Source organism: Nocardia tenerifensis NBRC 101015, assembly GCF_000308715.1.
In the GTDB taxonomy this organism is placed as follows: Bacteria; Actinomycetota; Actinomycetes; order Mycobacteriales; family Mycobacteriaceae; genus Nocardia; species Nocardia tenerifensis.
In genome coordinates this window covers 1-18,046 of the sequence record NZ_BAGH01000354.1, presented here as the reverse complement: position 1 = coordinate 18,046, position 18,046 = coordinate 1, and the positions used below count along the sequence as shown (strand labels likewise).

Genomic DNA, 18,046 nt, shown 5'->3' with positions numbered 1-18,046 from the left:
GCGATAACTTGATCGGGTGATCAAGAACTCGGTATCCACGACGGCGGGAGCATGGCGGGCGGATGACGGCACCGCGGTGACGTTGCGGGAGGCGACGGTGGCGTGGGCATTGGCCGCGCACGCGGAGTTGGCCGAGATCGCAACGGGGTACGGGCATTTCATCACCGTCAGCGAGTTGGCCGAGCGGGTGCAGGAGGTGTCGGGAGTGCGTACGGGAGCGCCGACGCGCACCTGGATGGACGCCATTCTGCGTAAGATCGCGCGACGCTGTCACGGCGCGGGGGAGCCGCCGCTGACCGCGCTCTGTGTGCGACAGAGCCACACGGTGGGCGACGCCTACAAGTACGTGCTCGAGCTGGCCGGCCTGCCGATCCCGGACGACCTCGAGCTGCACGCGGCCTACGCGCGCTGGCAGTGCTACGCGCACTACGGCGCGCCGATGCCGGCCGACATGGCGGTCCCGCCGCTGACGCCGAAGGTGGCGGGGCGCCGGGCGTCGAGCACCGCCCAGCAGGTCGAGATCAAGCCGCAGCCGTCCCGACCGGCGGTGTGCGCGCAGTGCTTCATCCAGCTGCCCGCCAATGGGACTTGTGAATACTGCGTGTAGAAGACTAATTCGGGCACGGATCGCCGGTGAACGGCAGACCCAGCGCCCGGTGCACGAGAAAAGCCACGGCGGGGGATTCGGGGAGGATGCCGTGGTGAAAAGTGTCGGTCGGGCACACATCCTGCACCCACAGATTCTCGACGGTGGCCCCGCGCCCCGCGCGTAAGAACGTCGCCTCGGGTGGGGTGACGACGTGGTCGACGCGGGTGGCGATGGCGGTATAACGCACGCCGGGTTCGGTGTCGCCGCCGGCGTTGAGCGTGCGGATGAATTCGCTGCCGCTCAACTGCTGCGCCGCCGCGGTGCCGAGCACCCTGGCGATCACGCCGTCGGAAACCATCGACGCACTCCCGGAGGGGAGAAAGTAGCCGAGCCCGTCCGCGGTGGTGCCGTGGTTGGTCGCGGCGATGCCGACGAGGTGGTCGACCTTGTTCCGGCCCGGGTCGCCGCGATCCGCGCCGCCCTCGAACCGAAGATACTGCCGCGTCAACGGGCCGCCCTGCGAATGCGCGACGATATCGACCTTGGCCGCGCCGGTGACGCCGCGCACCCGATCGATGAACGCCGCGAGTTCCTTGGCCGACGCGCGAATATCCGCGGTGCCGAAAACGCCGGGCGCCGAGCCGCGAACGCTGAACGGCGCATGCCCGTAATTGAGCGAGAATACGCACACGCCAAGGGATTTCAACTGGGGTGCCAGGGTATCCCACGAATTCTGATTCCCCCACGTGCCGTGCACGAGCACCACCGGCTCCGGCCGATTCGCATTCGGGACGCAGGTCCAGTCGTTCGCTCCGGCGGGTGCGACGCTGCCGTCCTCGACGACTCCCGCGACAGCGGGCACGGCGGCGACCATTCCGGTGACCGCGAGCGCCGCGGTGAAACCCATTCCCCAGCGGTATCGAAGTGAATAGCCCGCACACATCGTGACCCGGCCCCTTTCGCCACCAAACAGCTCGGTTCGGCACATCGAAAGCGCGGTTGTTCACCAGGTGTCGTTACCTCATGCAACCACTATGGCGAATACGTGGCAAACATCTGGGCGGAGTGGCGCGGACAGATTCATGTCCGGCGCTGTGGATTTCCCTCCGCGCGTTGCGCATGCTGCATAGGCTCACGAGGTTTGCTGCTCGACCCCTGGAGTTCTCAACGATGACGACGCCCCCGCCCACCGCGCACCGCCGAGTCGCACCCGGTTCGCCCCTCGACACCGACGGCCCACGGGTGGCGCTGTATACACCGGAGTTCGCGGCGGACCCGCACGGCGCGTATCGGGCGATGCGCGCGAAGCACGGGTCGCTGGTGCCGGTCGAGTTGGCTGCGGGCGTGCCGGCCACCCTGGTCATCGGGTATTACACCGCAGTGCGGATCTTCAATGATCCCGATCATTTCCCGGCCGATCCGCGCACCTGGCAGCGCAGCGTCCCCAGCGACTGCCCGGTCCTGCCGATGATGCAGTGGCGCCCGAACGCCCTCCGCAGCGCCGGCGCCGAGCACGCCCGCTATCGGCAGACCAATACCGCTGGCTTGGACAAGGTCGACCAGTACAGCCTGCACGACACCGTGGCGGAGGTGGCGATACCGCTGATCAACGCGTTCTGCGCGGACGGCTCGGCGGATCTGGTGCGCCAGTACGCCTTTCCGCTCGCCTTCGCCGTGCTGAACGCCATGCTCGGCTGCCCGGCCGAGCTCGCGCAGCAGGCCGCGACCGGGTTCGCGGCGATCTTCGAGGGCGTCGACGCGGAGCGGGGCAACAAGATGCTCATCGGCGCGCTGACGAAGTTGACCGAGCTCAAGCGGGCCGAACCGGGCGACGACGTCACCACGCGCATGCTCGAGCATCCCGCCGAGCTGACCGACACGGAGATGGTGCACCAGCTGGCGACCCTGTACGGCGCGGGCATCGAGCCGCAGCAGAACCTGATCGTCAACACGCTGCTGCTGATCCTCACCGACGAGCGCTTCGGCGGCAGCGTGCTCGGCGGCAGCCTGTCCACCCGGGACGCGCTGGACGAGGTGCTGTTCAACGACCCGCCGATGGCGAACTTCTGCATCACCTTCCCGAAACAGCCGATCCTCATCGACGACGTCTGGCTGCCCGCGCATCAGCCGGTCGTCATCAGCATGGCCGCCTGCAATACCGATCCGGAGATCAGCGGAAACCAGTACGCGGGCAATCGATCCCACCTGGCTTGGGGTACCGGACCGCACGTCTGCCCCGCCAGCTCGCTGGCCTACCTGATCGCCCAGGACGCCATCGACCAGCTGCTCGACGCGCTGCCCGAGATCCGCCTCGCGGTCCCGCCCGGCGAACTCACCTGGCGCCCAGGCCCTTTCCACCGGGCGCTGGCCGCCCTGCCGATCACGTTCCCGAAATCCCCGCCGCTGCTGCAGCCTTGAGCCTTCTCCGGGCGGAACCCAGGGTTTTCCCGGAGGCCGGAAACCCCGTGCCCTGTCAGGCTGAGAATCGTGAAATCCCCTAAGGTGCTTCTCTTCTCCGCACCGCTGTGCTTCGCCGTCTACGGGGTGATCCGGTTGTTCGGCCGGGCGGACGGGCGCTACGGCCCCGGCCTGGATTGGCAAGCGGCGCACCTCGTCGGCCTGCTCGGCATGCTGCTGTTCGTCCCGGCGGTGATCGGCCTGGAACGTAGGCTGCCCCAAGGGAATTGGCGGACGGGTGCGACCTTCGTCGCGCTGGCCGGGCTGGCCGCGACCATCGTGCAGTTCGGCGCGGACATCACCTTCGCCGCGCTGGCCGAGGACAAGACGGAGATGTCCAGGCTGAGCCGCGACTTCTCGGCCATCCCCGGCGTCCGCCCGGCGTTCTACACCGTCGGCCCGCCGCTGTTCTTCCTCGGCCTGATCGTATTGACCGTCCTGCTGGTCCGGGCCGGCCGGCTGCCGCGCTGGAGTCCGGTGGTGTTGACCATCAGCACCGTGCTTCCGATGGTGACGCTCGACCTGATTCCGCTCGCAGGCCTGGGCATCCTCGCGTCGTTCCGCGCGCTGCGGGACGCCCCCGACGGGTTCGAACCGACCCCGAGCGCCGGACACGCCACGGAAAAGGAGTCTCCGCCGCATCGTGTGCCCTGATGTAATGCACCTATGCCAGAACTCACCCTGTTCGCGGGGACGGAACTCGCGGCCCGTATCGAACGGGTCGAACGATCGCTGATGGAGCAGGGCGCCCGCGCCGCCGCCGAGCGGGAGCCGCGGGTGTTCGTGCGGCCCCTCGGCAGCGGCGCGGCCGTGTGGGCGGGCGCGAACTCGCCTCTGGACAAGGTCGTCGGCGTCGGGATGGGCGAGGAGTTCGACGACGCCGCGCTGGCGGCCGTGGAGGAGGCGTTCGCCGAACGCGCGGCGCCGATCCAGTTCGAGGTGTCGACCCTCGCCGATCCGGGCGTGGCCGAGCGCCTCACCCGCCGCGGCTACGCGCTGATCGGCTTCGAGAACGTGCTGGGCTTGCGGCTCGAGCCGGACAGGAAGGCGAATACTGCTGTCCGAGTGGAGGTTTCGCCGGTCGAGCCCGACGAGCTCGACGCCTGGCTGGACATCGTCATCGATGGCTTCGCGACCCCGGACACCCAGGGCGTCGCGTCCCACGAGGAGTTCCCGCGCGAGGCCCTCGCCGACTCGATCCGCGATATCGCCGCGGCCACCGGTTTCACCCGCTCGCTCGCCCGCGTCGACGGCGTCCCGGCGGGCGGCGCGAGCCTGCGCCTGGCCGACGGTATCGCTCAACTCTGCGGGGCGGCAACGCTTCCGGCGTTCCGCCGCCGCGGCGTTCAGGCCTCGCTGCTCTCGGCCCGCCTGGCGGCCGCCGCGTCGGCGGGGTGCGACCTCGCCGTGGTCACCACGCTGCCCGGCTCGAAGTCGCAGCAGAACGTGCAGCGGCTCGGGTTCCAACTCCTTTACGCCCGAGCCATTCTCGTCCGTCAGGTCTGACCGACGCGGCGTGTCCTCCTCGCGGAGGAGCGGCGAGGCCGGGGGTAGTCCCTCAGAACGAGTCCGATGCGGTCCGGCCGGGCGATGTGCGACGCGCCGCCCGGCCAGACAATTCCGGTAGCCGTTCGAGAGGGAGGTTCGTGATGCCGGACGTCGTGCTGAGCGCGAACTACATCGCCGCCACCGCGGCGGAGCTGCGCAGGCACTCCGCCGCGGACCGGGCGGCCGGCGTGGTCAGCCAGCGCGCGCTCTTCCCGCGCCGCGGCCGCATCGAGCTGAGCGAGCGGGGCCTCGTGCTCTCGGACTGGGGCGACTCCGGCGATCTGACCCTGTCGCGCCAGGCGATCGTCTCGCTGCGCCGCGAATTCACCTCGCTCTACGGCAGATTCATGGGCGGCCTGCTCAACGCGGGCAAGCCGCTGATTCTGCGGACGACCACCGAGGGCGAGATCTACCTCCTGATCAATCGACGCGAGATCGCCGAGTTCACCAGCAATCGTCGATGGCAGGCCGCGATCGCCGCGTGGCAGGAGTCGTAGTCGGCGTGCCATCCGGGCCCGACTCCCCGACCGTGGGTTTAATGGGCCAATGGTCCTTCGCTGGCTGGTCGCGGCGTCGGCGGCCGTGGTCGCCGTGCTGATGGTGCTGTTCGCCTATGTGATCGTCGCGGTGCGCGTCCCCGCGCCCTTCGTGCTGCTGACGCATGTGGTGAGCGACTATGGGCTGTACCTGATTCCGCTCGGTCTCGTCGGATTCGCGTTGTCGCTGATCGCTTTCGGCAGGAAGGGGCGGCCCGGCGTGCGCTGGGTGGCGTCGGCGAGCGGGCTGGTGTGCCTGCTCGGCGTGGTCGCGGCGGGTTTCCCGCTGGCCGCGGCGTGGGGGACGGCCGTGCGGCAGGAGGCGAGCCTGTCGCTGGGCGAATACCTGTCGGGGGACACGAACACCGCCGCACCGGTCGAGTCGCCGGGCACCGTGTACAACACCGTCGATGGCCAAGACCTGAAGCTCGACGTGAAACTGCCCGAGGGCGCACCGGTCCGGCCGCGGCCGGCGGTGGTGTGGGTGCACGGCGGCGGGTGGCGCAACGGCGATCGCGGCGAAGCGCCGCAGTGGCACAAGTGGTTGATCGACAAGGGATATGCCGTCTTCGCCATCGACTATCGGATGGTTCCGCCCGCCCGCTGGCGGCAGTCGCCCGCGGACGTGAAATGCGCCGTCGGCTGGGTCAAGCAGCAGGCGGCCACGTACGGCGTCGACCCGGATCGTGTGCTGCTGGCCGGCGGCTCGGCGGGCGGCAACCTCGCGCTGATGGGGGCCTACGCCGACGACCGGGTGCCGCCGAGCTGCGCGGTCGCCGACACCTCGGTCAATGCAGTCGCGGCGTTCTATCCGGTGCCCGACCTGGCGGAGGCGTGGCGCGACACCGGCCTGCCGGAGCGGATGCGCACCTTCCTCGCGGACTACACCGGCGGAACCCCCGACCAGGTGCCCGACCGTTACCGGGCGGCCTCGCCGGCCACCTACGTCCGTCCGAACCTGCCGCCGACGCTGCTCATGCACGGCGACCGCGACCACGTCGCGCCGTACCGCGGCTCGGCCGAGCTCGCCGAGCGACTGCGCCGGGTCGGCGTCGAAAACCGTTTGCTCACAGTGCCTTACGGTGAGCACATCTACGACTTCACCTGGACGGGCTGGGGCACCCAGATCTCACGACAGGTCTTCGACAGGTTTCTCGCCGACCACTTTCCAGCTCCCTGATCGAGGGGCGTGCGCGTTGGCGGACTCGCGTCCGCCTGGGTGCCGGTTGCGCCAGATCCAGAACACCGCGCACGCGACCAGCGCCCACCCGCCGAGCACCAGAAACGGCAGAACGTGTTGGTGTGCACCGAAATACACGGCGGTGTGCTGCGCGTTGACCGACGCGCCCGGCGGCAGCCAGCGCCCGATGTGGCCGAGCAGGGACGGCAGCAGCGGCCAGGACACCGCTCCGCCGGAGGACGGATTGCCCAGCAGCACCATCAGACCCCAGGTCGGCAGGATCGCCCACCGCCCGACCAGCGTGTTGAACATGGTGAACACCATGCCGGAGGTGAACATGGTCAGCGACAGGATCGCCCACGATTCCAGGTACGGCAGCCGCAGCGCGCCGAGCACCCAGTCCGCCATCGCCGCGATGGCGAAGCCGCCGCACACCGCGTACAGCGCGGTGAAGCCGATCCGCTCCACGGGGTTCAGCGCGGCGGCGTGCACGCTGAACTGCGTGGCGCCGACGAAGCCGATGATCACCGCGGCCAGCGAGATGTAGAAGATCGCGAGCCCGCGCGGATCGCCGTGCTGGAGTGGCACGACATCGACGACGTCGACCGGCATCCGCAGGGCCGGACCGGCGGCCGTGGCGACCTGGCCGAGCACCTGTGCGACGGATTGACCGGACGCGCTGGAGAGGTCGAGGCGCACGCCGGGCGGCTGCGCCGTGACCACGGCGAAGACGCGCTGGTCCTCGATGGCCTCCTTGGCCGCCGCCGCGGTGTCGTAGTGGCGCACCACCAGCGAATCGTCCAGGGAGCGTTGCGACTCGGCGAGGAACCGCCGAACCTCGGGCGCCTGCTCCGCGCCGATCACCGCGATGGGAATGTGTCGCGGCGTCGGATTGGCCAGCGCGTAGGTGTACGACCCGGCGAACAATCCGGCCGCGGCGGTTATCAGGAGCACGAGCACCATGGCGGGCAGGTACGGGGACGCCCGCACCATCGCCCACCATTCGGCTCGCGTCCGCCGCCGCCCGTGCTGACCACTCCGGTTAGCCATCCCCGCACACTAGGTCTCACCAGCGCGGATGCCCACTACCGGCGGGGCATGTCGCCGTGTGCGGCCGTCGGTCCGCGCAAAATTACATAAGTGACTTAAATAAATCAGTGATACATTGCCGACCATGTCAGCACAGCGGCGCGGCCTCGACGCCGACGAACTCGCCCGAGTCATGGGCGAGTTCACGCGGGGCTCCATTCGCCTGCCGAACGCCGAGAAGCACACCTTCACCACGCTGTCGGTGCTGCACACGCTGGCCAACCGGGGTCCGATGCGGGTGACCGCGCTGAAGGTGACTGAGCAGATCACTCAGCCGGCTATCACCCAGCTCGTCGATCGGCTCGAACGCGACGGGCTCGTCGAGCGCAGGCCGGACCCGGCGGACGGCCGGGCGGTGCTCGTGCACATCACCGACGCGGGCGCGGAGGTCGTGTGGTCGCGGCATCGCGAGCGCGTCCGTCGCCTCACCGAACTGGCCGAGGCGTTGACGCCCGCACAGCGGCAGGCGATCAGCGCGGCGCTGCCCGCGTTGCGGCGCATGGCCGCGTTGATGGACCCCGACGCCGCCGATTCACCTGTCTCGGAAGGACATTCATGACATCGACGTTTCCGTTGACCCCGTCGCCCATCCACGTCGCCGACGAGGTCCTCGACGATCTCGCGACGCGGCTGCGGCTCACCAGATGGCCCGACGACGTGGCCAACGACGACTGGAGCTACGGCGTCAGCCGGCGCTACCTACAGGAGCTGGTCGACTACTGGATCGACGAATACGACTGGCGCAAAGCGGAATCCGCGATCAACGCCTACGAGCACTACCGGGTGGACGTCGACGGCGTGCCGATCCACTTCCTGCGCAAGCCGGGTGTCGGCCCGAACCCGACCCCGTTGATCCTCACCCACGGCTGGCCGTGGACGTTCTGGCACTGGGCCAAGGTGATCGACCCGCTCGCCGACCCCGCGGCGTTCGGCGGCGACCCGGCCGACGCGTTCGAGGTCATCGTCCCGTCGCTGCCCGGCTTCGGCTTCTCCACGCCGCTGCCGAAGCACCCCGACATGAACTTCTGGAAGGTCGCCGACCTCTGGCACACGCTGATGACCGGCACGCTCGGCCACACGAAGTACGCCGCGGCCGGTTGCGATGTCGGCGCGCTCGTCACCGGCCAGCTGGGCCACAAGTACCCCGGCGAGCTGCACGGCATCCACATCGGCTCGGGCCAGAAGCTCACCCTGTTCAGCGGCGACCGCGCCTGGGATCTCAGTGGGGGGCAACCAATTCCGCCGGGCCTGCCCGAGCCCGCCTACCGGCAGCTGCTCTCCCTCGAGCGCCGCTTCGCCGTCCACCTCGCCGCCCACCTGCTTCAGCCGAGCACGCTGGCCTTCGGCCTGTCCGACTCGCCCGCCGGCCTGCTCGCCTGGATCCTGCAGCGCTGGGCGAGCTGGAGCGACAGCCACGGCGACGTGGAGACCGTCTTCAGCAAGGACGACCTGCTCACCCACGCCATGATCTTCTGGGTGAACAACGCCATCGGCACCTCGATCCGCTACTACGCCAACGCGAATCGCTACCCGTGGACCCCGTCGCACGACCGCGTCCCGGTGATCGAGGCGCCCACCGGCATCACCTTCGTCGGCCACGAGAACCCGCCTGGCGTCACCACGGCCGAGCAACGCGTCGCGAGCTGGCTGGCCAGCGACCGCGCCGAGTGGTACAACCACGTCAATCTCACCGCGCACGAGGCGGGCGGCCACTTCATCCCCTGGGAGATTCCCGACGCGTGGGTCGACGACCTGCGCCGCACCTTCCGCACGAGGCGCTGAACTCAGTGGGGGACAGCCGGATTCGGTAGCCGTCCGAGCTCCGGCGTCACCTCGAGCAGCCGGAGCAGCGGCGCGGTCATGGCCGTGGTCACCAGCGCCATCACGACCAGGATCGAGTACAGCTGCACGCCGATGAGTCCCGTGGTCAGGCCGATGTTCAGGATGATCAGCTCGGTGAGTCCCCTGGTGTTCATGAGGCTCGCCAGCGCGCCCGCCTCGCGCCGCTCGATGCCGGTGGCGCGCGCGGCGAGATAGGTGCCGCCGAGCTTGCCGATCAGGGCGGTCGACAGGATCGCCAGCATCTCGAGGACGCCCGCGCGGTCCAGTGAGCCGAGGTCCACCTGGAGCCCCGCGATGACGAAGAAGGCGGGCAGGAAGACCGAACTCAGCAGTCGCGCACCGGTTTCCACCACCGGCCGGTGGGTGCGGGGGAAGATCACGCCGAACAGGAAGGCGCCGAAGATCAGGTGCAGGCCGATCCACTCGGTGGCCGCGCCGCAGATCAGCGCGCCGCAGACGGCGAGGAAGATCATCGTATTGTCGCTGGTCGACGCGGTGGAGCGGGAGACGCGGGTGAGCAGGGGGCGCATGAGCCACCACATGGCCAGCACCAGCGGCAGGAAAAGCACCAGGCGCCACTGGGTTCCGGCGTCCGGCCGGGCGAGGCCGATGACGAAGGCGAGCACGATCCACGCCAGGACGTCGTCGATGGCCGCGCTGGCCATGCTGAGCTGCCCGATTCTGGTGCCCATCAGGTCGCGCTCGATCAGGATCCGCGCCAGCACCGGGAACGCGGTGACGGCGAGCGCGCAGCCGATGAACAGGGCGAAGGTGAACCGATTCCCGTGGTGGTATCGCGAAAGCACCGCGAGCGCCACCCCGCAGCCGAGCACGAAGGGCACGAAGTAGGCGGACAGCGAGATGCCCGCCACCGCACGGCGATTGCCGTTGAACGAGCCGCGATCGATCTCCAGCCCGGCCAGGAACATGAAGATCATCACGCCGACATTCGCGAACGCGCTCAAATACGAACGCACGTCGTGGGGAAAGACGACGCCGGACAGCTGCGCGCCCAGAATCGTTGGCCCCGCGATGATTCCGGCCGCGATCTCGCCGATCACCGCGGGCTGGCCGATCCGCTCCGCCAGCCTGCCGAGCACGCGCGCGGCCACCGCGATGAGCACGAGATCGACCAGCAGGAAGACCATCTGGTTACTGGGCACCGGCCCGCTCCGTTCGACATGGACGTGCCGCGGCCCGCCCTGCTCCTCCGTCTCCGCCGCGGCGCGAAACTCGAGGCCGGGCTTCGACTCCCCGCGACAACGATAGCGTGCGCCGCCGAGCCCGCGGTGCTCAGTTGAACGGCGGAGCAGGCGCGTCGAACGGCGGCGGGGCGACGTCCAGGCCGGCCGCCCGCGCGGCCGTGCTCAGCACCTGCTCGACCATCGCGGGCGTGAGCCGGCCGGTGAAGGTGTTCTGCTGGCTGACGTGGTAGCAGCCGAACAGGTGCAGCGGCGCGCGGTCGGCGTCGGCGGGGGCGAGCTGGACGTGCGCGCCGTGGCCGAACTTCGGTCGCGGGCGCGGAATGATCCAGCCGGCGTCCGCGAGGACGGGCAGCAGCGCCTGCCAGCCGAACCCGCCGAGCACCACGACGGCGCGGACGGTCGGTGCGAGCAGGTCGAACTCGGTGGCGAGCCAGTGCCGGCAGCGGTCGCGCTCGTCGGGGGTCGGCTTGTTGTCCGGCGGCGCGCAGTGCACGGGCGAGGTGACGCGGACGCCGTGCAGGCGCAGGCCGTCGTCGCGGTGCGTCGCCGTCGGCTGGTTGGCCAGCCCGACCGCGTGCATGGCCGCGTAGAGCACGTCACCGCTGCGGTCGCCGGTGAACATGCGCCCGGTCCGGTTGCCGCCGTGCGCGGCCGGCGCGAGGCCGACGACGAATAAGCGTGCGTCGTCCGGTCCGTAACCGGGAACGGGCCTGCCCCAATAGGTTTCGTCGCGGAACGCGGCGCGTTTCTCGCGGGCGACGTGTTCGCGCCACGCGACGAGGCGCGGGCAGGCGAAGCAGTCGGCGACAGCGGCATCGAGCTCGGCGATGGTGTGACACATGTGCTTCACGGTAGGTGCGGCGCGAGGGCGCCGGTGAGATGGTCGTGGGCCACGTGCGCGTGCAGCCGCACGCCGAGGCCGAGGGTGTCGTCGTCGGCGTAGAAGTGCGGGCTGTGATTCATGGCCAGCCCGCGGCCGCCGGGGGCCGGGACCGGCATCCCGTTGTCGCCGAGTTCGGCGTCCTGCACGCCTAGCGTCACGTAGAGGCCGCCGTAGTTGTTGACGAACTCCGAGACGTCGTCGTAGCCGAGCGTCGCCGGGGTCTGCACCACCCGGTCGGCGCCCGCGACGCGGCGCATCGTCGGCAGCGCGGCGTCGATCCACTCCTCGGTGTTGTGCACCGCGGGCACGTCTTGGAGATAGTCGACGGTGGCGGTGGTGTTGTAGGCCTGGGCCGTGTGCTCGGCGAGCGTCGTGAGCCGCTGCCGCACCTCGGCCATGTCGGACTCCACCGCGCAGCGGATGGTGCCCCAGAGCGTGACGGTCCGGCCGATGATGTTGAACCGCCCGACGTCCTCGACGTGCCCGATCGACACGGTGATCGGATCGAACGCGCTCACCTGCCGATAGAGCTGGCCGATGCCGGTGAGCACGGCGCCGACCGCGGGCATCGGGTCCACGCCCAGCCAGGGCGTCGACCCGTGCACCTGCTGCCCGGTGACGACGATGCGCACCAGGCAGGAGGCGCCGAACTGGTTGCCGACGCGATAGCCCAGGTAACCCTTGGGAAACGGCGTCACGTGGAAGCCGAACGCCATGGTCGGCGCCGGATCGGCGAACACGCCCTGCGCCAGCATCTCTCGTGCCCCGCCCCGCTCGTCCACCGGCGGCCCTTCCTCGGCGGGCTGGAAGACGAAGAGCACGGTGCCGGGCAGCCGCTCGCGCACGCCGGCCAGCACGCTCGCCGCGCCCATGAGCATCGCGGTGTGGCAGTCGTGGCCGCAGGCGTGCGACACCGGAAACGGGCCGCCGGGGTAGTCGGCGTCGACCACGTGCGAGGCGAAGTCGACGCCGCACTCGTCCGGCACCGGCAGCGCGTCGATATCGGCGCGCAGGGCGATCACCCGCTCGCCGGGCTGCCCGCCGCGCAGCACCCCGACGACGCCGTGGCCCGCGATGCCGGTGCGCACCTCGTCCAGCTTCAGGGAGCGCAGGTGCTCGGCGATGAGGGCCGCGGTGTTCACCTCCCGGTTCGACAGCTCGGGATGCCGGTGCAGGTGCCTGCGCCAGCCGATCACCTGCTCGGTCGTCGCCGCGGCCAGCTTGTCCAACGCGTCGTGGATCGGGCTGTCGGTCATCGGGCTCCGTTCGGTGTCGCCGTGCCGTGTCGGAGTGGCTATACCCACGCGCGCGTTTCCCGCTCGCCGGTCGTTTGTCCAGTTCGGGACGGTCGCCGGTAAGGGCACTCGACGCGGACATGTGATCGTGACCACGCGGTCTGTGTTGATAGCATGGCCTTTCCGACCGACCGGATGCGCGCTTCGCCCGAAGCTCGCTGCGCTCGCCGGGCGTTGCCGCCGCATCCCACGGCGACTTCGCCCCCGTATTCATCTCGAAAGAGTCCTTCCATGCAGTTTGAAATCGTCGAGCGGGACGAGACGTGGGTTGCCGGGCTGCCGGTGCGCAGCCCCAAACGTGCGCTCGGTGAGCTGCGTGATCACGACCTGGAGGCGGCCTGGGCGACCGTGCTGCACCAGGAGCTCGGCGGCCCGCTGGCCAGTGCCTACACCGACTACACTGGCGAGCTCGGCACCTACAACACCCAGATCGTCGGCTACGAGTGCGCGTCCTTCGGCGACGTCACGCGCGGGCATCTGGTGGCCCGGCTGCCGCGCGGCACCTATGCGCGGTTCTCCTCGGTCGGTAACTTCCCGCAGGTGATGACCGACCTGTGGACCCAGATCGCCTACGCCGAGGAGCACAACCAGATCAAGCGGACCTACACCGGCGATTTCGAGTGTTACCCACACGCGTACAAGATCGAGCTGTACCTGGCGGTCGACGCCCGATGAGCTACGCGATCGCAGTGCGGGGTGAGGCGATTTACGGCGGTCTCGTCGTGCCGAGGGTGCGCCCGAGTTTCAAGGTCAGCAACAGCGACCTGATCGAGTTCCTCAAGGATCGGCTGCGCGACCGCGAGGGCGCCGAGCGCCCGATGTACACGGTCTACGTGCCGGACCCGGCGGGCAACTACAACGCCGTGGTCTGTTTCGAGTACCGCGAACCGGATTCGGTGCCGATCGGCGACGTCCTGGTGCGCGTGCCCAAGGGCGTGTACGCCCGCTTCGCGCCGAACGGGGACTACCACGATCCGGTGGAGGACGTGTGGGCCCAGGTCGACGACGCGACGGCCTCGGCCGAGATCACCCGGGCCTACCGGGAGGAGATCGAGATCTGGCAGGGGCCGGACTCGGTCGAGCTGTTCATCTCCATCCTGGTCTAGACCAGGATGCTATCGATTAGCTCCGCTAGAACCGACCGGTCCCCCCGGTATCTCGTTCCGGGGAAAGATCACCTTTGACCAGGGGTAATTAGCTACAGCGCGTCCAGTTTTCGGAAGATTAACCAGACGTCTGGTCAATTCTTGCCCGATGACGGATACTGCCCTAGGCAAACAGAGCCGTCGGCCACGGTGCGACGACCGCGAAGGATGCGGAGCAACGGAGTAGGAACAGTATGGCTGTCGAGGCGAGCACGGTTGCGCGACATTTCCCGCCGGGACCCGATTCGGAAGATCGCTACCGGCCCGGTCCGCTCCGGTGGGATAATCGGCCTCGTCGGGCAATCGCCGATGAATCGCAGGGCTCGCCGATACGCGTCGAACGGCATGGACGCCGAGCGTCGGACACCGACCCCGGGACGGTGGGGTGACGGAATGGGTGATGACAGCAGCCGAAAAGCGCGACCCTCCAGCGCACCGGCCACGATTTTCCCGCATTTCGTGGATACACTGGCGTCGCTTCGTTTCTCGGACCTGCTCTCAGTACCTGAGCATGAGACCATGGCGTTGGTGCCCTGCCTGAGCGATCCGGCCGCCACCCGGAGTCGCGGCCGGCGGCCCCGCAGCCGACGGCGGCCGACGCCTGGCGTGGACACCCGTGGATAGCGTGATCGGAGACAAGGTGCCTCGGCGGACGCTCGACTCATTGGTGACTCAGGTCGCCTCCGAGCTGATGGGCGTCGACGCCACCACCATGGCCGAGGCGACCGAACGGGTGCTGGCCCAGCTGGTCGAGTACTTCGACGTCGACTTCAGCTACGTCCGCCACACCGACCGCGAGCGCCGGGCCTCGGTGCTGATCGCGGAGTGGCCGCACCGGCCGCAGGTGCCGGATCCGGACCCGCTCGAGGTCGTCTACTTCGAGGGCGCCGACCCGGTCTTCCGCGCCTTCGAGCACGCGACCGAGCCGATGATCGCCCGCCCGACGCCGGAGTTCGCCGACTATCAGGAGACGATGCGCCGCGCCTCGGGCCTTCCCGTCGTCACCACGGCGGCGGTGCCGCTGCTCTCGCGCGGCGAGTCGACCGGCGTGCTCGGCTTCATCAAGACCGGCGACCGGGAGTGGAGCACCCGCGAGCTGAACGTGCTCAAGGCGATCGCCGCGCTGTTCGCGCAGTTGCAGGCGCGAGTGGTGGCCGAGGAGCGGCTGCGCTACATCGCGCTGCACGACGATCTCACCGGACTCGCGAACCGCCGCGCGCTGCTCGAGCACATGGACGAGCGGTTGAAACCGGGCAGCCCCGGGCCGGTGGCGGCGTTCTTCCTCGACCTGGATCGGCTCAAGGCGCTCAACGACTTCCTCGGGCACACCGCGGGCGACAACTTCATCCGCACGCTGTCCTCGCGGCTGCGCGAGCACCTCGATCCGGACGACATGATCGCGCGCCTCGGCGGCGACGAGTTCGTCATCGTGCCCGCCAAGCCGATGGACGCGGTCGCGGCCGAGGAGGAGGGCACCCGCATTCAGCAGCTCATCGGCCGCCGGGTCACCGTCGGCGGCGAGTCGGTGAGCCGCGCGGCCAGCATCGGTGTGGCCGTGGGCATTCCCGGCGAGACCACCGTCGCCGACGTGCTGCGCCGGGCCGATCACGCGCTGCTGTCGGCGAAGTCGGGCGGCGGCAACGGCGTCGCCGTGTTCACCGACGCCATGCGGGCTCAGTTCGAACTGCAGGACGACGTGGAGCTCAACCTGCGCGGCGCGGTGTCCGACGGCTCGCTGCTGCTGCACTACCAACCCGAGGTCGACCTGCGGACCGGCCGGATCGTCGCGCTGGAGGCGCTGGTCCGCTGGCTGCACCCGACCAGGGGCCTGCTGCCGCCCGCGGCGTTCGTCACCGTGGCGGAGGCGACCAACCTGGCGGGCGAGCTGGGACGCTGGGTGATCAGGTCGGCGTGCGCGCAGTTCGCCGAGTGGCGCAGGCGCGGGCTGGCCGCGAATGTCGTGATGCGGATCAATGTTTCGCCGGTGCAGCTGGTCAGCCTGGACTTCGTGGAGCGGATCGAGGACATCCTGCGGCTGTTCGGCATCGACGGCAGCTCGATCTGCCTGGAGATCACCGAGCACGTCGTCGTGCAGGATCTGGCGCGCACGCAGGTCACCCTGCGCGGGCTCAAGCGGATGGGCGTGCAGATCGCGATCGACGACTTCGGCACCGGCTACAGCTCGCTGTCGCATCTCAAGGCGCTGCCGGTCGACGCGGTGAAGATCGATCGCGGCTTCGTGCAGCGCCTCGGCGCGAGCACCGACGATCTCGCCATCGTGAAATCCATTATCGGCCTTGCCGGTTCGTTCGGCCTCGGGGTGGTCGGCGAGGGCGTGGAGACCGCGGTGGCGGCGCGCACCCTGGTGGGGCTGGGTTGCTATCGGGCACAGGGGTTTTTGATCGCGCGGCCGATGCCCTCCGACGAGGTGGAGGCGCACCTGGCGGCGGGCCGCATCCCGCTGGATCTCGATCTGCCGAGGGCGAGCCGAGGCACCGCGGGGATATGACCGACGGCGATCGGCCGGAACCTGTTCTGCCCCACTATGATTGGTTGTTGATCGAGACACTCGGCCGCGACGCGGCCGGGCGGTGCGCGGTGCCGACCCTGGTGGCCGACGGGGACACCGTCAAGGAATGGGCCAGCCTGCTGCGGGTCCGCCGCGAACTGCACCCCGCCGCGCCGCAGCGCATCGCCGAGGTGGTGCAGGGCTGCGTCGACACCGGAGCGGCCGTGGACCATCACGAGGAGGGGCTCGTCGTGGTCGGCGTGCCCGTCCGGTGCGCGTTCGACGAGGTGCACGGTGTGCAGGTGTGGGCGGGACCTGCCGACGCCCGAACGCCGCAGCGTCCTCGGGTCGCCGCCTGGGATTGGCAGGCCGACACCGAATTGGCCCACCATGGACCGGGTTTGGAGGAACTGGTGTTCGCGCGGGCGCCCGAGGATGTCCGGGTGATCCGGACGCCGCCGGAGGCCTTCGGGCGCATGGTGCGTTTCGAGGGGCGCGTCGAGTACTTCGAGATGACCGGCGCGCTCGACGGCAGGCACCAGAGCGCGGTCGACATGATCGGCGACGACGATATCGTGCGCGGCTTCCAGATGGTGACCACGGCCGACCCGGTCGCCCGCCGGATCAGGGCGGTGATGCGCGAATGCGCCGACGCGCCAGCCCAACCCGATGTCGACATGGCCATGCTGCGCGCGGTCTCCCGGCGGACCGACGACGGCATCGGCTTCGTCGGCCTCGCCTCCGCGCTCATCTACGAGTGGACCAGGACCCCGGCCCCGCCGCTGGACCGCTGGGCCGTCGAGCGCCCGAGCGTGCACCCCGACGACCTCGCCGGCTTCCGCACCGCCTGCGCCGAGCTGGCCGAGAAACCCGGGGACGCCAGGCTGTTGCGCCTGCGCGTGCGCTTCGCGGGCACCGACTGGATCGCGGTGCGCGCCGAGCTGTCGCCGGTGCAGGCCGCGAGCGGGCACGGGCTGATCAGGGTGTGGCCGGCCGACTGAGCCGGTTCGCCGGGTCTTTCACGGCTGTTCACGCCGCGTTGGGCGCCTCGGTTCCGACGGTAACCCGACCGGCTGCACCATCGGCGAGGTGCGCATAGTTCAGCTTGCGAACTTCTACGGCCCGCGCTCAGGCGGGTTGCGCACTGCGCTGCATCATCTGGGTGAGGGCTACGCGGCGGCGGGTCACGAGGTGGTGCTCATCGTGCCGGGCCCGCGCCGCGGCGAGGAGCTCCTGCCGACCGGTGTCGTGCGAATAACCCTGCCCGCCTTGGCCATTCCGTGGACCGGCGGCTACCGCGCGGCCGACCCGCGCCGCGTGGCCGACGTGCTCACCGGCCTGCGCCCCGACGTGCTCGAGGTGTCCGACCGGCTGACCCTGCGCGGCTTCGGCCGCTGGGCCCGGCGGCGCGACGTGGCGGGGGTGATGATCTCCCACGAGCGACTCGACCGGCTGCTCGGCCAGTTCATGCCGCGCCGGGCGGCGAGGCGCTGCGCCGACGTGGCCAACGGCCGCACCGCCGCCGACTACGACATCGTCGTCTGCACCACCGAATTCGCGCGCGAGGAGTTCCTGCGGATCGGCGCGCCGAACGTCGAGCTGGTGCCGCTCGGCGTCGATCTCGATCTGTTCAGCCCGCGCCGCCGCGACGGCAGGCTGCGCGCGGACCTGGGCGTGCCGGGGCATCCGCTGCTCGTGCACTGCGGCAGGCTCTCGGTGGAGAAGCGGGTGGAGCGCAGCATCGAGGCGGTGGCGGCGCTGCGCGCGG

General features: G+C 69.8%; 18 protein-coding genes. 13 read left to right on the top strand and 5 right to left on the bottom strand.

The annotated features are described in order from the left end of the window. Window positions 1-16 precede the first annotated feature (16 nt). Window positions 17-607 (top strand): hypothetical protein, encoded by a 591-nt coding sequence (locus ON39_RS28305; RefSeq protein WP_246002766.1) that lies wholly within the window; start codon window positions 17-19, stop codon window positions 605-607. A 4-nt stretch (window positions 608-611) separates the two neighbouring features. On the opposite strand, the gene ON39_RS28300 is transcribed toward ON39_RS28305, so the two are convergent. Next, window positions 612-1,496 (bottom strand): esterase/lipase family protein, encoded by an 885-nt coding sequence (locus ON39_RS28300; protein ID WP_040738964.1) that lies wholly within the window; start codon window positions 1,494-1,496, stop codon window positions 612-614. A gap of 263 nt (window positions 1,497-1,759) precedes the next feature. Between ON39_RS28300 and ON39_RS28295 the strand changes: the two genes are divergently transcribed. The 5 genes from ON39_RS28295 (at window position 1,760) to ON39_RS28275 (ending at window position 6,310) form a co-directional block, all read left to right on the top strand. Beyond that, window positions 1,760-3,007 (top strand): cytochrome P450 family protein, encoded by a 1,248-nt coding sequence (locus tag ON39_RS28295; protein ID WP_040738963.1) that lies wholly within the window; start codon window positions 1,760-1,762, stop codon window positions 3,005-3,007. Window positions 3,008-3,076: 69 nt separating this feature from the next. Further along, window positions 3,077-3,700, top strand: coding sequence for a hypothetical protein (locus tag ON39_RS28290; RefSeq protein WP_146251030.1), 624 nt, complete (start codon window positions 3,077-3,079; stop codon window positions 3,698-3,700). 12 nt (window positions 3,701-3,712) lie between these two features. Then, complete coding sequence (locus tag ON39_RS28285) at window positions 3,713-4,552, top strand: GNAT family N-acetyltransferase (RefSeq protein ID WP_040738961.1); 840 nt, start codon at window positions 3,713-3,715, stop codon at window positions 4,550-4,552. Window positions 4,553-4,695: 143 nt separating this feature from the next. Continuing rightward, on the top strand, window positions 4,696-5,091 hold the full coding sequence (locus tag ON39_RS28280) for a hypothetical protein (protein WP_040738960.1): 396 nt from the start codon (window positions 4,696-4,698) through the stop codon (window positions 5,089-5,091). Window positions 5,092-5,140: 49 nt separating this feature from the next. Beyond that, window positions 5,141-6,310 (top strand): alpha/beta hydrolase, encoded by a 1,170-nt coding sequence (locus ON39_RS28275; RefSeq protein WP_040738959.1) that lies wholly within the window; start codon window positions 5,141-5,143, stop codon window positions 6,308-6,310. Here the strand turns inward: ON39_RS28275 and ON39_RS28270 are convergent. Beyond that, window positions 6,260-7,360 (bottom strand): hypothetical protein, encoded by a 1,101-nt coding sequence (locus tag ON39_RS28270; RefSeq protein WP_051187249.1) that lies wholly within the window; start codon window positions 7,358-7,360, stop codon window positions 6,260-6,262. The genes ON39_RS28275 and ON39_RS28270 overlap by 51 nt on opposite strands. A 124-nt stretch (window positions 7,361-7,484) precedes the next feature. Between ON39_RS28270 and ON39_RS28265 the strand changes: the two genes are divergently transcribed. Continuing rightward, complete coding sequence (locus ON39_RS28265) at window positions 7,485-7,958, top strand: MarR family transcriptional regulator (RefSeq protein WP_051187247.1); 474 nt, start codon at window positions 7,485-7,487, stop codon at window positions 7,956-7,958. Then, entirely contained in the window at window positions 7,955-9,181 is a 1,227-nt protein-coding gene (locus ON39_RS28260) for an epoxide hydrolase family protein (RefSeq protein WP_040738958.1), read from the top strand. Before ON39_RS28265 ends, ON39_RS28260 begins: the two co-directional genes overlap by 4 nt. 2 nt (window positions 9,182-9,183) lie before the next feature. On the opposite strand, the gene ON39_RS28255 is transcribed toward ON39_RS28260, so the two are convergent. The 3 genes from ON39_RS28255 to ON39_RS28245 all read right to left on the bottom strand — a co-directional run bounded on the left by ON39_RS28255 (window position 9,184) and on the right by ON39_RS28245 (window position 12,585). After that, window positions 9,184-10,404, bottom strand: coding sequence for a cation:proton antiporter (locus tag ON39_RS28255; protein WP_146251031.1), 1,221 nt, complete (start codon window positions 10,402-10,404; stop codon window positions 9,184-9,186). A gap of 130 nt (window positions 10,405-10,534) precedes the next feature. After that, complete coding sequence (locus ON39_RS28250; RefSeq protein ID WP_051187277.1) at window positions 10,535-11,287, bottom strand: uracil-DNA glycosylase; 753 nt, start codon at window positions 11,285-11,287, stop codon at window positions 10,535-10,537. 5 nt (window positions 11,288-11,292) lie between these two features. Further along, window positions 11,293-12,585 (bottom strand): M20 metallopeptidase family protein, encoded by a 1,293-nt coding sequence (locus ON39_RS28245; protein ID WP_040738956.1) that lies wholly within the window; start codon window positions 12,583-12,585, stop codon window positions 11,293-11,295. A 270-nt stretch (window positions 12,586-12,855) separates the two neighbouring features. Between ON39_RS28245 and ON39_RS28240 the strand changes: the two genes are divergently transcribed. From ON39_RS28240 to ON39_RS28220, 5 genes are all read left to right on the top strand, one after another. After that, window positions 12,856-13,299, top strand: coding sequence for a GyrI-like domain-containing protein (locus ON39_RS28240; RefSeq protein ID WP_040738955.1), 444 nt, complete (start codon window positions 12,856-12,858; stop codon window positions 13,297-13,299). Then, a complete protein-coding gene (locus ON39_RS28235; protein ID WP_040738954.1) occupies window positions 13,296-13,730 on the top strand; it encodes an effector binding domain-containing protein in 435 nt (144 codons plus the stop codon). Before ON39_RS28240 ends, ON39_RS28235 begins: the two co-directional genes overlap by 4 nt. Window positions 13,731-14,436: 706 nt before the next feature. Further along, entirely contained in the window at window positions 14,437-16,278 is a 1,842-nt protein-coding gene (locus ON39_RS28230; protein WP_281278347.1) for a putative bifunctional diguanylate cyclase/phosphodiesterase, read from the top strand. A gap of 47 nt (window positions 16,279-16,325) precedes the next feature. Continuing rightward, on the top strand, window positions 16,326-17,279 hold the full coding sequence (locus tag ON39_RS28225; RefSeq protein WP_146251032.1) for a GAF domain-containing protein: 954 nt from the start codon (window positions 16,326-16,328) through the stop codon (window positions 17,277-17,279). An 88-nt stretch (window positions 17,280-17,367) separates the two neighbouring features. Continuing rightward, window positions 17,368-18,046 (top strand): glycosyltransferase (locus ON39_RS28220; RefSeq protein WP_040739001.1); only part of this gene is annotated, 679 nt, incomplete at its 3' end.